Below are 13,644 nucleotides of genomic sequence, written 5' to 3'. Positions count from 1 at the left end.
GCTCCCCTGTTGGAACAACCCCGCCGCCTCGCAACACAGCTCCCCTGCTGACACGACCCCGCCACCCCGCAACACAGCTCCCCTGCTGACACGACCCCGCCGCCCCGCTTCCCAGACGGGCTCACCCGGGACATAGATCCCGCCGTTGACGCAGCTCAGCCAACGGCTTCCCAGACAGGCCCGCCCGCGACATCGCCTGCTCGCCCCGGAGGCCCAGTTGCCCGCGCTACCGAGGATCCGTCCGCTCTATCTCCTCGGTGCCTTCCTCAGCCAGGTGTCCACAGCGCTGTATCGCCTGTCCACAGAATCTCGCTCGCTCCGATCGGGCTCGACGCGAGGCTTCACCCTCGAATACATGCGTTTCCTTGGCGTATTCGGGTCGCGAGCCCCACTGTCGGCGTTGTCCACGTTGTTCACGCTGTCCGCGCTCCTGGTCGCCGCACCGGGAGCCACGAACGCACAGAGCGTGATCGACCGGACCTCAGGGAAGGCGCCGGTGCCCTCCGCCCGCTGGGAGTGGCCACTCGCCGGGCGCCCTCGCGTGATTCGCGGCTTCGCGCCTCCGGCCCGGCCGTGGCTGACCGGGCATCGAGGGGTCGACCTCGCCGCGACGCCCGGCGCGGAGATCCGCGCGGCGGGGGCGGGGACGATCGGCTACGCGGGGCCGTTAGCGGAGCGCGGCGTGGTGACCGTGCTCCACTCCAATGGCCTGCGGACGACCTATCTACCCGCCCAGCCATCAGTACGGCGCGGCCAGCCGGTGAGCCGAGGCGAGGTGATCGGCGTCGTCCAGGACGTTCCGGGGCACTGCCCAGCCGCCTGCCTGCACTGGGGCCTGCTCCGCGATCATCGATATCTCGACCCGTTGCTCTTACTGGGCCACGGCCAGGTCAGGCTGCTCCCTCTCTGGCCCGTCACCTCTCTGGCCCGCCCAACGGAACCCCTCCGGCCGCCCGGCGAAAGCTGACACACCATCGACCAGATTCCCACCCGGTCCCATGCCGCCGTTTCCCGCTTCCCACCGGGCCGTGTCCACGGATGTGGTGCACGAGGCCCTGATCCGCTCACATCCGGCTCGGCTTTCGTGATCAAGCCCGGTGGATCGGGTTTGCCAACGGGGCTTTGCGACCGGGGCGGCGATCCCGGCGACGGCCTTTGCCTGGCGACGGGGTTTACTCGGAGATCGGGGAATCCGGGTGAACAGTCGGCCGGCGAAGTCGACGCCCACCGCGCCGCTCAGCGTCAGCCCTGCCCCGTCCGTGCCGATGACGTCGTTCTCGTAGCGTCCGACGAGCTCCAGGGCCCGGCCCCGTCATAGGGCAGCGGTTCGGGGTCCCGGTCGGCCACTCCCAGGTAGGTCTGCAGCGCCCAGCAGACGATCGTCTGGTTGCAGGGGATGCCGTCCGGGCCGGCATTGGACATCACGGCGACGGCGAAGCCTCGTTCCGGCACGGTGAGCAGCTCGGCGAACTGGCCGTTGGCCGATCCGCCGTGGCCGACAGCGTGAACGTCGTCCGCCTCGCGCAGGAACTCGGGAACGTACCGACTCACCGGCGCGTCCAGCTCGGCCCGCCCCTCCGCGACCAGGCGCATCAGCACGGTCGCCGTATAGGTCTTCCTGACCGAACCCAGCAGGAACAGCGTGTCCCTGTCGACGGGCAGCGGGTTGTCAATGCTCGTCACGCCGTGACACGCAGATCTCCTGGCCGTCCACCCACACCCCGACGGCGACGCCCGGAATGCCGAACTTCGTGATCGTCTCCACAGCCATCGAGCTGCTCGACGACGCGGGCCTGGAGGGCCTGAACATGTGGGCACTGGGCAAGCGGCTGGACTCTGCGGCCACCACCGTCTACCGGCATGTGGACAGCAAGGACACCATCACCGCCATCACCGCCATCACCGCCATCACCGCCATCACCGCCAACCAGATATGGCACGAGATCGCACTGCCCGACCCGGACACCACGGCCTTCCGCCCCCTCAACTCCGGGACTTTGTCCGATCTCACGAGACGCGGCAGCTCAAGTCGAAGACCGTTCCGCGTTCCTTTCCTCCCTGAAAGGCGGGGTGTAGGCGCTGTGGTGCCCGGTGAGAGGAGCTGTGGGTGCTTGGTGCGAGAACCGGTGTCTTTCACCGGCCGGGAGATCTGTCCGGGCGCAGACGCCAGCCCCGGGGGACGCGTTCGACGTATCCGGCTGCGGCCAGAGCGCCGAGACAGGAGAGCACCGTCTCCAGGTCGACGCCCGCGGCCACCGCCACCGTCGCCGGGCCCACCCCGACCCGCACGGGCATGGCCTCAAGAACACGGCGGGTCTCCGGATTCAGCTCGTCACGAGGGAGGATCGGACCGCGTGACTCGGGAGCAAGATCATCGCCTATCGTGCCGACGAGTTCGATCACCTCTTGGGGGGTGGTGACGCAGACGGCCGTCCCCTGACGGATCAACCGATGGCATCCGGCCGAGGTCTCCGAGGTCACCGGCCCCGGAACGGCCGCGAGGTTGCGGTTCAGCGAGACCGCGTGTCCTGCGGTGTTGAGTGCCCCGCTGCGCACCGCCGCCTCGATGACCACGGTTCCCCGGGACAACGCCGCGATGAGCCGGTTGCGAACCAGGAAACGCGGCCGGGTCGGGCGGGTGCCCATCGGGCACTCGCTCACCAGCACGCCTTGCGAGCGAACGGCCGCGAACAACTGCTGGTGAGCGCTCGGGTAGGTGACGTCGGTGCCGCAGGCGAGCACGGCGACGGTCGGTGTCTGACAGGCGAGGGCACCACGGTGAACCGCCCCGTCGATGCCGTAGGCGCCGCCCGACACGACGGCCCAGCCTCGCTCGCTCAGCCCGGCTCCGAACTCCGCCGCGACATGCGTGCCGTACGGCGTGGCGGCCCGTGAACCGACGACGGCGACCGACCGAAGGCAGGAGAACCGCAGGTCCGCCTCGCCGTGGACCCACAGGGCATGGGGCCGGGAGTCTCCCAGGTCGTTCAGCTGGGTCGGCCACTCACAGTCACCGGGCACCACCAGCCGGGCCCCGCTCTCCTCCCCCTCGGCCAGGTCTCGATCGGGATCGGCCGACTCCAGCCGGGTCGCCCAGGAGGCGAGCATCCGCTTGAGCCTGGTCGTGATCTGCTCGTCCTGCGACTCGGCCGAGCCTCGGCGGTGGGAGCTCGCAAACCAGCGGGTGAACTCCGGGTCCAGGCGCCCCTCACGGACCTGCCCGACGGCGGCCTCCGGGCCGCACGAGGCGACGAGCCTGCCCATCACGGCGTCGCCGGGCTCGGCCAGCCGCATCAACGTGACCCGCGCGAGCCGGTCATTCACCGTTCCTCCCCCAGCCACAGTCCGAGTGCGGCGTTGGTCTCCATGACTTCGGGCCTGTCCTTGCCACCGAGATCGGCCAGGGTCCAGGCCACCCTGAGCACCCGGTCCAGCCCTCGGGCGCTCAGCTCGCCGCTGTCCAGGCATTTGAGCAGCGGGGACATCGCCTTTGGCGGCGGGCGGTATTCGGTGTGGAGCGCGCGGGTGGGCATCTCCGCGTTGCACCGCCATGGTGCGCCCGCAAACCGCTTGGCGGCGCGCTCACGAGCGTCGAACACCCGCTCGGCCACCACCCGGCTCGGCTCGATGAACCGGCGGTCGGCGAGGAGCTCCCGCCGGGTCGACCGGTACAGAGTGACCTTGACATCGATGCGATCCAGCAACGGGCCGGAGAGCCTGGCCAGGTAGCGACGGCGGGTCATGGGAGTGCACCGGCACGGATCGTCGGGGCTGGACGGCTGCGCGCACGGGCACTGGTTGGCCGCCAGCACCAGCATGAACCTGGCCGGGAACGTGACCGAGCCCAGCGCCCTGGAGACCGTCACCCGGCCCGACTCAAGCGGCTGCCTGAGCGAGTCGAGAACGTTCATCGAGTATTCGGGAGCCTCGTCCAGGAACAGGACCCCTCGGTGGGCGAGCGAGACCGCGCCCGGGCGGATCATCCCGCTTCCTCCGCCGACAACGGCCGCGACGGTCGAGGTGTGGTGGGGCGCCACGAAAGGCGGGTCGGTCAGCAGCGGGCGATCGACGGGCAGCGTTCCGGCGACGGAGTGGATCGCGGTCACCTCCAGCGCGTGATCCTGTCCCAGAGGGGGAAGCAGGGTGGGCAGACGCTCGGCGAGCATCGTCTTGCCGGTGCCGGGCGGCCCCAGCATCCACAGGTTGTGCCCCCCTGCGGCGCAGACCTCCAGCGCGCGGCGGGCGAAGGGCTGTCCGACCACGTCGCTCAGGTCGGGACCCGGCTCTCCGGGCATGCCTGAAGACAGCAGTGGCGCGCTGCCGGGCTCGGGATCTCCGGAGCACGCGACGCCCTCGGCCCCGGGCACGTTGGCCGGGTTGTCGCTGCGCAGCCAGCCCACCAGCTCGCCCAGGGTGGAGACGGGGATCACGGTCACGTCCGGCACGAGGGCGGCCTCGGCGGCGTTGCGCGCGGGCACGACGACGGTCCGGGCCCCGGCCGCGACGGCCGCCAGCACGGCGGGAAGCACGCCCGGCACCGGTCTCACCGAGCCGTCGAGACCGAGCTCGCCCAGGAAGACCGGCGTCGCGACCCTGGCTCTGGGAACAAGCCCGGCCGCCGCGAGCAGCGCCACGGCGATCGCCAGGTCGAACGAGCTGCCCCGTTTGGGCAGGCTGGCAGGGAAAAGGCTGACGGTGATCCGCGCGTCGGGCCAGGCGTAGCGGCTGTTGACCACGGCCGACCGGACCCGGTCTCGCGCCTCGCTCAGCGCGGTGTCCAGCATGCCGATGAGGTGCAGGCCGGTGATCCCGATGCCGACATCGGCCTCGACATCGACGAGATGGCCGGTCACTCCGATCAGGGCGACGCATCGCGTGCGGGCGACTGCCACTCACGCCACCCCCTGAACGTGGCGAATGATCCAGGACGGTCCGGGAGCCATCCAGTGCACCCGCCGCTCGTGGCGGACGACGAAACCTCCGGCGGACCGCCCCCAGGCGATCACACAGAACAGCCGGGGAGGCATCTAGCACACCCCCCGCTCGTGGCGGATGACGAAGTCGCCGGCGAACCGCTCCAGGGCGATGACGTCGATGCGGACGGAGTCGAACCACTCGCCCTGGGCCTTCAGCCACTTGCTCGCGAGCACACGCAGGCGGGCGAGCTTCGCGTCGGTCACCGCCTCGAAGGCCGTGCCGTGGCTACGGCTGGAGCGGGTCTTCACCTCCACCACGACGAGCGTGCGCCCCTCACGGGCGATCACATCGATCTCCCCGCCGGGGCACCGCCAGTTGCGATCCAGGATCTGCATGTCGTGCGCCAGCAGATAGTCGGCGGCGATCTGCTCACCGTGCTTGCCGAGCTCATCTTTCGCGGCCATGGAACCACCTCCGGTTCCAGACCTTCGCTCAGCTCACCACACCCTCAGGAGACCGAGTCCGATTCTGGGGATACTCAGCCCGGCACGAACCACGGCTGTGGAGAACCTCGTGGGATCTCTCAGTTCGAGAAGCCCTCCTTGGGCATCTCCAGGTCGGGCTTGGCCAGCTCTTCGACGTTGACGTCCTTGAAGGTGACCACGCGGACGTTCTTGACGAACCTCGCCGGCCGGTACATGTCCCAGACCCAGGCGTCCTGCATCTTGACGTCGAAGAACACGTCACCGTTCTCGGCCGTGCGGACATCCAGATCGACGGAGTTCGTCAGATAGAACCGCCGCTCGGTCTCCACGACGTAAGTGAACAGTCCGACGACGTCGCGGTACTCACGGTAAAGCTGCAGCTCCATCTCGGTTTCGTATTTCTCGAGATCTTCTGCGCTCATACCGATCCTCCTGTTACACGCCTTTCGCGGGCCGCCCGATCAGGCGACACCGGCCCCCACTTCATTTTCACTCATCACCCCACCCGCCCCTGACCGCGCCACCGTCGCGAACGAGAATCGGTGGTCCGGGCACGGACCGTGAGCTTCGAGCGCCCTGCGATGGCCTACGGTGCCATACCCCTTGTGCACGGCGAAACCGTACTGGGGATGGCGCTCGTCCAGCGCGGCCATCATTCTGTCTCGCGTCACCTTCGCCACGATCGAGGCCGCCGCGACGCAGGCCGCGACCTGGTCGCCCTTCCACACGCCCAGCGACGGCGCGGGAAGACCGGGGACGGAGAACCCGTCGGTGAGCACGTAGCCGAATTCACACGACAACCGCGCCACGGCCCTGCGCATTCCCTCGAGGTTGGACCTGTGCAGGCCACGGGTGTCGATCTCGCCGGGCGGGATCACCACCACGCCGACCCCCCGCGCCGTGGTCATGATCTGTTCGTACAGTGACTCACGCCGCGAGGCCGTCAGCAGCTTGGAGTCGCTCAGCCCCTCGATCCGGCGGCCGAGCACAACCGCCGCGATCACCAGCGGCCCGGCGCAGGCGCCCCGGCCCGCCTCGTCGACTCCGGCCACGGGCCCCAGCCCGCGGCGCGCGAGCGCCCGCTCATAGCCGTACAGTCCCGAATCCCGCCGGACCACGCTCGGCACGGGGCGAAACGTGACTGTCATGGCACCACGGCAGACATAGCGACCATGACCAGAGAGTACGCCCCATCCGGCCTATTCGGTACTGCTATCTCACCTTGGCGAAGGTCTCCGGGGTCGAGAGGAAGCCCACCCTGGAGAAGGGCCAGTAGATCGCGACGGCCCGGCCGACCACCTGATCCTCGGAGATCGTGCCCTCACCCTCCTGCTCCTCACGGGCGCGGGAGTCGGCCGAGGCGGAGCGGTGATCGCCCATCACCCACAGCCGCCCCTTGGGGACGACCTTCTCGAACTCCTCCCCCGAGGGGAAGTCGTCGGGGTGCAGGTAGGCCTTCTCGTCGAGCGGGACCCCGTTGACGGTGATCCGCTTCTGGGCGTCGCAGCACTTCACGGTGTCGCCGCCGCGCGCGATGACCCGCTTGATGGTGTCTTGGTGCTGCCAGCCCTCGAAGACCACTATGTCGCCGCGCTCGATCTCGCCGTGCAGCTGGTTGACGATCACGCGGTCACCCACCAGCAGGGTGTTCTCCATCGACTCCGAGGGGATCTCGAAGTTCTGGAAGACGAAGGCCTGCAGCAGCAGGGCCACCACCACACCGGACGCGATCAGAAGCAGGGACTCACGCAGGCCGCCCTTACGGGAGGGTTTTTCCCGCTTTCCGCCCTTGCTGCTGGACTCAGCCTCGTTGTCCTTGATATCGGACTCGGCGGTCTCGTTCTCAGGTTCCGCGGTCATGAGGTACGGCTACCGCCTTGAACGCCGGCGACGGCGCCACAGTGCCAGAGGCACGACCCCCGCGAAACCGGCGAGAAGCGGAGTGGCACCTCCCAGCGCGGCGGCGGCCTTGAGAGCCGGCTGGTTGAAGGTGTCGGGGATGGGGAGGATCGTCGCCCTGGAGAACGGCCACACGATCACGAAAGCCCGGCCGACCACCTTGTCCACCGGGATCGTCCCGCCGCCGGGGTCACCCTGGTGGGCCCGGGAGTCGTAGGAGACCGAGCGGTGGTCGCCCATCACCCACAGACGGCCCTCCGGAACCTTGACCCGGAAGGTCTGCTGGGACGGCTCGTCACCGGGATAGAGGTAACCCTTCTCCTCAAGGGGAACCCCGTTGACCGTGACCCGGCCCTTGGCGTCACAACACTCCACGGTGTCACCGGCGACGCCGATCACGCGCTTGATGTAGTCCTTCTCACCGGGGACCACGCCGAACGCGGTGCCGATCCAGCGGAAGAAGGCGGCCAGCGGGTTGGACGGCTCCTCAAGCTGCACTTCGCTGTCCCAGGAGTCCACACCGGAGAACACCACCACGTCACCGCGCTCGATGTCGCGCACGCGGTAGACGAGCTTGTTCACCAGAACCCTGTCGTTCGTCAGGAGGGTGTTCTCCATCGACTCCGACGGGATGTAGAACGCCTGGATCACGAAGGACTTGATCACAAGCGCGAGGACCAACGCGACGACCACCAGGACAGGAAGTTCCTTCCAGAAGGAACCTTTCTTCTTGTCCTTATCGCCCTTGGCGTTCTTCTGAGTGTCTTCGGCGACCACGTCCACCTCGTCCTCGACGGGTCGACGCGAGGCCGCGCCGGACTCCCGGTCTTCGTTAGTCATCGTTGACGAGCCTAGATGATGGCTGGCGCCAGCGGGTCGCCCGCCGGGTTACCTCACAGCCATGCATGTTCCATAGGAGGTCAAACCTCCGCGCATGCGACTGGCCCGCACTCTCGAAGAGATGTGCGGGCCAGGGCGACATGGGGCGAGCTCCTTAGCGGGCTTCGCGCTTCTCGCGGATGCGAGCGGCCTTGCCTCGCAGGTCACGCATGTAGTAGAGCTTGGCGCGGCGGACGTCACCACGGGTCACGACAACGATCTTCTCGATGACCGGGCTGTGCACCGGGAAGGTGCGCTCGACGCCAACGCTGTAGCTGATCTTGCGAACGGTGAAGGTCTCGCGGGCGCCACTGCCCTGGCGGCGCAGGACGAAGCCCTTGAAGACCTGGATACGGGACCGGCTGCCCTCGATCACTCGGACGTGAACCTCAAGCGTGTCACCGGGGCGGAAGGCCGGGACGTCGGTGCGAAGCGATGCCTTCTCAAGCTCGCTGATCAGCGTGTGCATGACAGTGGTACCTCATTTAGGCGAGCACATGGAGGTTCATCCGGCCGCGGCGAGACGGCATCGTGATGGACACACGTGCTGGATTGGATGTGTCTCGGGAGTCAGACCAGTCTGCCCGACAGTGCGCACCGACCTGTGGACAGTCGGCGGCAACGGTTCAGTCTGCCACATTTTCCCGACCGATCGGAAATCAATCCGTCAGGGAGCACCGGCCGACCGGCCCCGAAGCCGCGGGTGCCGTGGGAGGATCCGCCGCTCCGGCGCACCGGCCGCACCCCACGGCATCACCGTCAATCGGAGAGGCCGAGCTCGGACAGGAGCTGCCGATCATGCTTGTCCAGGCTCTCCGGATCGAGCGCGGCCAGCAGCTCGGCGCGGTTCTTCGCGGTACGGCGGAGCGCCTCGTCCCGCCGCCATCGGGCGATCTTGCCGTGGTGCCCGGAGAGCAGGATCTCCGGAACCTCACGCCCCCGCCACTCCGGAGGCTTGGTGTAAACCGGACCTTCAAGGAGGTTCTCCATCGCTCCCGGCGCGAAAGAGTCGTCCACGGCCGAGCGGGCGTTGCCGAGCACGCCGGGCAGCAGCCGCCCGACGGCCTCCACCATCACCAGCACCGCCGCCTCGCCACCGGCCAGGACGTAGTCGCCGATGCTGACCTCGTCCACCTGCATGCGCGAGCCGTATTCGGCCATGACCCGGGAGTCGATGCCCTCGTAACGGGCCGGGGTGAACAGCAGCCACGGCTCGCGGGCGTACTCCATCGCCAGCTTCTGGGTGAAGGGCACCCCGCTCGGGGTCGGCACGATGATCCTGGGCCGCTCGGCCGGATCGGCGGCGAGAACGGTGTCGATGGCCTCACCCCACGGCTCGGGCTTCATGACCATGCCGGGGCCGCCGCCGTAGGGGGTGTCGTCCACGGTGCGGTGCACATCGTGGGCCCAGTCGCGGAGCTGGTGGATGTGGATGTCGAGGATGCCGCGCTCGCGCGCCTTGCCGATGAGCGAGACGTCGAGCGGAGCGAAGTACTCGGGGAAGATCGAGATAACGTCGACGCGCATCTCAGACGCTCTCGTCCGGGTCGAGCAGGCCGGGCGGGCCGTCCACGACGAGGATGCCCTTGTCGAGGTCGATCACGGGAACCAGCGCCTTCACGAACGGCACGTAGACCTCACCGGCGCCTCGCCGTACGACGAGCAGGTCCTGACCGTGGTGGAGCACGTCGGAGACCTCTCCGACCTGTTCCCCCTCGGGGGTGACAACGGCGAGACCGATCAACTGATGGTCGTAGAACTCGTCGGGATCGTCGGGCAGCGGGATGTCCGCCGAGTCGATGACGAGCGTGGTGCCCCGGAGTTCCTCGGCACGGTTACGGTCGCTCACACCTTCGAACCTGACCAGCAGGATCCCGGAGTGCCAGCGCCGGGATTGGACGACGAGCGGACCGGCGGACGCGGGGTCGGTGGCGAGGGTCGCCCCCGGCGCGAACCGCTTCTCCGGGTCGTCGGTGCGGACCTCCACGGACACGTCGCCGCGGAGTCCGTGCGGGCGGCCGATCCGGCCTACGACAAGCTGCACGCCCGCCTCCCAGGTAGTCATATGTCACGGAAAGCAAACGGGCCACCCACTGGGTGGGTGACCCGTTCACTCGATAGATCTTGTGTCGGCTAGCGGGCCTCGTTCAGGTCGAGCAGGTCGACCCGAATGTACTTACCGTCGCCCAGGGCGTTCACGACCGTGCGAAGCGCCTTGGCCGTACGGCCGCCGCGGCCGATGACCTTTCCGAGGTCCTCGGGGTGGACCCGGACTTCAAGCACACGCCCGCTGCGAATTCGGCGGGCGTGAACCTGGACCTCGTCGGGGTGTTCGACGATGCCCTTCACCAGGTGCTCGAGGGCCTCCTCGAGCATCTCAGGCCTCGCCTTCCGGCTTCTCCTCCGCAACCGGCTCGGCCGGGGTCTCAGCGGCGGGCTCGTCGGCCTTCGCAGCCTTCTTGGCCGACTTCTTCGGCGTGGTGGCGGCGGTGTCCAGGGACAGCGCCTCCTTGGCCGCAGCCTCGTAGGCGGCGTGGCGGTCGGCCTTGGGCTCGGCCACCTTGAGCGGAGCCGGAGCCGGCTCGCCCTTGAACTTCTGCCAGTCGCCGGTGAGCTTGAGGAGCTTCAGCACGGGCTCGGTCGGCTGCGCGCCGACGCCCAGCCAGTAAGCCGCCCGCTCGGAGTTGACCTCGATGCGCGAGGGGGTCTCCTTCGGGTGGTACAGGCCGATCTCCTCGATCGCCCGGCCGTCACGCTTGGTGCGGCTGTCAGCGATGACGATGCGGTACTGCGGGTTGCGGATCATGCCGAGCCGCTTGAGCTTGATCTTGACTGCCACTGGTGTGGTCTCTCCTGCATTAGAGCGTGGGTGAGCGGCGTCTCATCGAGTGGGGCACGAGGAGAGAACCGTTCGAGGGACAGGCGCGACACGCGGGGGTGAGAGGGCACCCACGGTCACGGTGTTCCAACATGTCATTGTGCCAGATGTACGGAGGTGCCAGGTCAACCAGCCCTCATCCGGTGCGCCCCGCCGAGGGCAAAACTTGGTAATCCACGTGTGTCCGAGGCACGGGACGGCCCGCCCCGATGCGCTAAATGGCCGCCGTGGCAACCACCCTGAGATCTCTTCTGCTGACCGCGACCGGGTCCATCGCCGTGCTGGGCGCCGTACTCACGATGAGGACGACCTCCGCGATCGGCGGACTCGCCCCGGCCGGAGGCGCCGGCCTGGAGACCCGCGGTGCCCCGGCAGCCGATCAGAGCGCGTTCGGGCGCCTGCTCGACTCCTTGGGCGACGCCGCCGGAAACCGGCCACGCCCGGACGTGTCTCCCGGTGATGCGGGCGCCGATTGTCCCGGCGCCGTCCCGGCCCCGACAGCGGTGGTCATGCGATTCCCCGTCCCGGCCCCGACACCGGTGGTCATGCGGTTCCCCGTCGCGGCGGCGGATCCGTCCGCTCCCGTGAAAGGCGCGGGCGGTCCGGGGAGCACGCCACCGTCCACCGGCCCGTCGCCGGACGGGCCGGTGGACGGCTGCGCGCGGCCTCCGGCGTGACTGCCCGGATCACGGCCCCGTGCGCGGGGAAAGCGCCGAGGCGGCCATCAAGGACGCCAGGGCCCGCAGGACCGGTAAGACCCACGGGACCGGCGCCAGGACCGGCAGGGACGACGCAAGGTCTGCGAGGACGGCGGGAACGGCGGAGGGAAGGCAGGGCGGACGGGGCCGGCGCCCTGGAAGGGCTGCGACGAGAAGGGGCCGGCGGATTCCTCCGCCGGCCCCTTCCCCCAAGCCTTGTTCAGCCCAAGCCCTATTTAGGTCGTACGCCCAGCAGTTCCAGCGTGGCCACCGCGATGAAACCCACGATGATGATCAGCCAGATCCACCGGACGCGCCCGTAGAACTTGTCATCGCTCACTTCTGCCCCGGAAGCTTGAACTTCGAGGGGTCGAAGCCAGGCGGCAACTCCATGCCGGGCGGGAGCTGACCGGCCCCCAGCTTGCCGAGGAGGCCACCGGCCTTCGGGGCGTCGTTCGTGTCGGCGGAGGTCTTGCCGAGCGCGGCCTTGCGCGGGTCACCGCTGACCCGCCGGCCCTTGGCCGCCTTCTTCTGTGCCGCCTTGTTGGCCTTGCGGCCACCCGGCATGCCCGGAATGCCCAGGCCGCCCGCCATCCGCTTCATCATCTTCTGCGCGTCGAAGAAGCGGACCACCAGGTTGCTGACCTCCGTCACGGTCACGCCGGAGCCCTTGGCGATGCGGGCTCGGCGGGAGCCGTCGATGATCTTCGGGTTCTGGCGCTCCCCCGGGGTCATCGAGCGGATGATGGCGGCGACGCGGTCCAGGTCGCGGTCGTTGACCTGGTTGAGCTGCTCACGCATCTGCCCCATGCCGGGCATCATGCCGAGCAGGTTCTTGATGGGCCCCATCTTCTGGACCATCATCATCTGCTCGAGGAAGTCCTCCAGCGTGAAGCCGTCACCCGAGGTGAGCTTGCCCGCCATCTTGGCGGCTTCGGCCTCGTCGAAGTTCTTCTGGACCTGCTCGATCAGGGTGAGGATGTCACCCATGTCGAGGATGCGGGAGGCCATCCGGTCCGGGTGGAAGGCGTCGAAGTCCTCAAGCTTCTCACCGGTGGACGCGAACATGATCGGCTTGCCGGTGATGTGGCGGACCGACAGGGCCGCGCCGCCTCGGGCGTCGCCGTCGAGCTTGGTGAGCACGACGCCGTCAAAGCCGACGCCCTCCATGAAGGCCTGGGCCGTGGAGACGGCGTCCTGACCGATCATGGCGTCGACGACGAACAGGACCTCGTCGGGCGAGACCGCGTCGCGGATGTCGGCGGCCTGCTTCATCATTTCCTGGTCGATGCCCAGGCGACCCGCGGTGTCGATGATGACGATGTCGTGCTGCTGCCGCTTGGCGTGCTCGATCGACTGGCGGGCCACGGCGATCGGGTCGCCGACGCCGTTGCCGGGCTCGGGCGCGTAGACCGCGACGTTCGCGCGCTCGGCCATGACTTCGAGCTGCTGGACGGCGTTGGGGCGCTGAAGGTCGGCGGCGACCAGCAGCGGCGTGTGGTTCTGCTCACGCAGCCAGTGGGCGAGCTTGCCCGCCAGCGTGGTCTTACCTGCACCCTGCAGGCCGGCGAGCATGATGACGGTCGGCGGGTTCTTCGCATAGCGAAGCCGCCGGGTCTCGCCGCCGAGGATGCCGATCAGCTCGTCATTGACGATCTTGACGACCTGCTGCGCGGGGTTCAGCGCCTGGGAGACCTCGGCGCCGCGGGCGCGCTCCTTGACATGGGCGACGAACGATTTGACCACGGGCAGCGCGACGTCAGCCTCAAGCAGCGCGATGCGAATCTCGCGGCACGTGGCATCGATGTCGGCCTCGGACAGCCGACCCTTGGAACGGAGGGAGGAGAAGACCGATGTGAGCCGGTCGGAAAGTGTCTCGAACACGTGA

General features: G+C 68.6%; 17 protein-coding genes. 2 read left to right on the top strand and 15 right to left on the bottom strand.

The window, feature by feature from the left end:
- Nucleotides 1–355 precede the first annotated feature (355 nt).
- Complete coding sequence (locus ACFY2X_RS28105) at nt 356–967, top strand: M23 family metallopeptidase (RefSeq protein ID WP_389943464.1); 612 nt, start codon at nt 356–358, stop codon at nt 965–967.
- A 275-nt stretch (nt 968–1,242) separates the two neighbouring features.
- Here the strand turns inward: ACFY2X_RS28105 and ACFY2X_RS28100 are convergent, their stop codons facing one another.
- From ACFY2X_RS28100 to rpsP, 14 genes are all read right to left on the bottom strand, one after another.
- Nucleotides 1,243–1,683, bottom strand: coding sequence for a serine hydrolase (locus ACFY2X_RS28100; RefSeq protein ID WP_389943462.1), 441 nt, complete (start codon nt 1,681–1,683; stop codon nt 1,243–1,245).
- Nucleotides 1,670–1,810, bottom strand: a complete 141-nt coding sequence (locus tag ACFY2X_RS28095; RefSeq protein WP_389943459.1) for a hypothetical protein — start codon at nt 1,808–1,810, stop codon at nt 1,670–1,672. Before ACFY2X_RS28095 ends, ACFY2X_RS28100 begins: the two co-directional genes overlap by 14 nt.
- Nucleotides 1,811–2,133: 323 nt before the next feature.
- The gene (gene dprA, locus ACFY2X_RS28090; RefSeq protein ID WP_389943456.1) at nt 2,134–3,324 is read right to left on the bottom strand and encodes a DNA-processing protein DprA; all 1,191 of its coding nucleotides are present in this window, start codon (nt 3,322–3,324) and stop codon (nt 2,134–2,136) included.
- The gene (locus tag ACFY2X_RS28085; protein WP_389943453.1) at nt 3,321–4,892 is read right to left on the bottom strand and encodes a YifB family Mg chelatase-like AAA ATPase; all 1,572 of its coding nucleotides are present in this window, start codon (nt 4,890–4,892) and stop codon (nt 3,321–3,323) included. The genes dprA and ACFY2X_RS28085 overlap by 4 nt, the downstream gene beginning before the upstream one ends.
- Nucleotides 4,893–5,027: 135 nt before the next feature.
- Nucleotides 5,028–5,381, bottom strand: a complete 354-nt coding sequence (locus ACFY2X_RS28080; protein WP_389943450.1) for a YraN family protein — start codon at nt 5,379–5,381, stop codon at nt 5,028–5,030.
- Nucleotides 5,382–5,500: 119 nt separating this feature from the next.
- Complete coding sequence (locus ACFY2X_RS28075) at nt 5,501–5,824, bottom strand: DUF2469 domain-containing protein (RefSeq protein WP_012888569.1); 324 nt, start codon at nt 5,822–5,824, stop codon at nt 5,501–5,503.
- Between the two features lie 39 nt (nt 5,825–5,863).
- Complete coding sequence (locus tag ACFY2X_RS28070; protein WP_389943447.1) at nt 5,864–6,550, bottom strand: ribonuclease HII; 687 nt, start codon at nt 6,548–6,550, stop codon at nt 5,864–5,866.
- Nucleotides 6,551–6,614: 64 nt separating this feature from the next.
- A complete protein-coding gene (lepB, locus tag ACFY2X_RS28065) occupies nt 6,615–7,262 on the bottom strand; it encodes a signal peptidase I (RefSeq protein WP_389943444.1) in 648 nt (215 codons plus the stop codon).
- A gap of 9 nt (nt 7,263–7,271) precedes the next feature.
- Nucleotides 7,272–8,141, bottom strand: a complete 870-nt coding sequence (lepB, locus tag ACFY2X_RS28060) for a signal peptidase I (RefSeq protein WP_389943441.1) — start codon at nt 8,139–8,141, stop codon at nt 7,272–7,274.
- A gap of 154 nt (nt 8,142–8,295) precedes the next feature.
- Complete coding sequence (gene rplS / locus ACFY2X_RS28055) at nt 8,296–8,649, bottom strand: 50S ribosomal protein L19 (RefSeq protein WP_389943438.1); 354 nt, start codon at nt 8,647–8,649, stop codon at nt 8,296–8,298.
- Nucleotides 8,650–8,939: 290 nt separating this feature from the next.
- Entirely contained in the window at nt 8,940–9,707 is a 768-nt protein-coding gene (gene trmD, locus ACFY2X_RS28050) for a tRNA (guanosine(37)-N1)-methyltransferase TrmD (protein WP_389943435.1), read from the bottom strand.
- A gap of 1 nt (nt 9,708) precedes the next feature.
- Nucleotides 9,709–10,224 (bottom strand): ribosome maturation factor RimM, encoded by a 516-nt coding sequence (gene rimM / locus ACFY2X_RS28045; protein ID WP_389943432.1) that lies wholly within the window; start codon nt 10,222–10,224, stop codon nt 9,709–9,711.
- 89 nt (nt 10,225–10,313) lie between these two features.
- A complete protein-coding gene (locus tag ACFY2X_RS28040; RefSeq protein WP_184713302.1) occupies nt 10,314–10,556 on the bottom strand; it encodes an RNA-binding protein in 243 nt (80 codons plus the stop codon).
- A gap of 1 nt (nt 10,557) precedes the next feature.
- Nucleotides 10,558–11,019, bottom strand: a complete 462-nt coding sequence (gene rpsP, locus ACFY2X_RS28035) for a 30S ribosomal protein S16 (protein ID WP_389943429.1) — start codon at nt 11,017–11,019, stop codon at nt 10,558–10,560.
- Nucleotides 11,020–11,285: 266 nt separating this feature from the next.
- On the opposite strand from rpsP, the gene ACFY2X_RS28030 reads away from it, so the two are divergent.
- Nucleotides 11,286–11,735, top strand: a complete 450-nt coding sequence (locus tag ACFY2X_RS28030) for a hypothetical protein (RefSeq protein ID WP_389943426.1) — start codon at nt 11,286–11,288, stop codon at nt 11,733–11,735.
- Between the two features lie 357 nt (nt 11,736–12,092).
- Here ACFY2X_RS28030 and ffh read toward each other — a convergent pair whose 3' ends face one another.
- A complete protein-coding gene (gene ffh, locus ACFY2X_RS28025; RefSeq protein WP_389943423.1) occupies nt 12,093–13,640 on the bottom strand; it encodes a signal recognition particle protein in 1,548 nt (515 codons plus the stop codon).
- Between the last annotated feature and the right edge of the window lie 4 nt (nt 13,641–13,644).

It is taken from the genome of Streptosporangium sp. NPDC000396 (assembly GCF_042898655.1).
Classification (GTDB): domain Bacteria; phylum Actinomycetota; class Actinomycetes; order Streptosporangiales; family Streptosporangiaceae; genus Streptosporangium.
This window is presented reverse-complemented; position numbering and strand designations above follow the sequence as displayed.

Bases quoted from the DNA above. Each gene is read 5' to 3' on its own strand.
- ACFY2X_RS28105 (WP_389943464.1), top strand. From the start codon at position 356: ATGCGTTTCCTTGGCGTATTCGGGTCGCGAGCCCCACTGTCGGCGTTG.
- ACFY2X_RS28095 (WP_389943459.1), bottom strand. From the start codon at position 1,810: ATGTTCAGGCCCTCCAGGCCCGCGTCGTCGAGCAGCTCGATGGCTGTG.
- ACFY2X_RS28080 (WP_389943450.1), bottom strand. From the start codon at position 5,381: ATGGCCGCGAAAGATGAGCTCGGCAAGCACGGTGAGCAGATCGCCGCC.
- ACFY2X_RS28075 (WP_012888569.1), bottom strand. From the start codon at position 5,824: ATGAGCGCAGAAGATCTCGAGAAATACGAAACCGAGATGGAGCTGCAG.
- ACFY2X_RS28070 (WP_389943447.1), bottom strand. From the start codon at position 6,550: ATGACAGTCACGTTTCGCCCCGTGCCGAGCGTGGTCCGGCGGGATTCG.
- lepB (WP_389943444.1), bottom strand. From the start codon at position 7,262: ATGACCGCGGAACCTGAGAACGAGACCGCCGAGTCCGATATCAAGGAC.
- lepB (WP_389943441.1), bottom strand. From the start codon at position 8,141: ATGACTAACGAAGACCGGGAGTCCGGCGCGGCCTCGCGTCGACCCGTC.
- rplS (WP_389943438.1), bottom strand. From the start codon at position 8,649: ATGCACACGCTGATCAGCGAGCTTGAGAAGGCATCGCTTCGCACCGAC.
- trmD (WP_389943435.1), bottom strand. From the start codon at position 9,707: ATGCGCGTCGACGTTATCTCGATCTTCCCCGAGTACTTCGCTCCGCTC.
- ACFY2X_RS28040 (WP_184713302.1), bottom strand. From the start codon at position 10,556: ATGCTCGAGGAGGCCCTCGAGCACCTGGTGAAGGGCATCGTCGAACAC.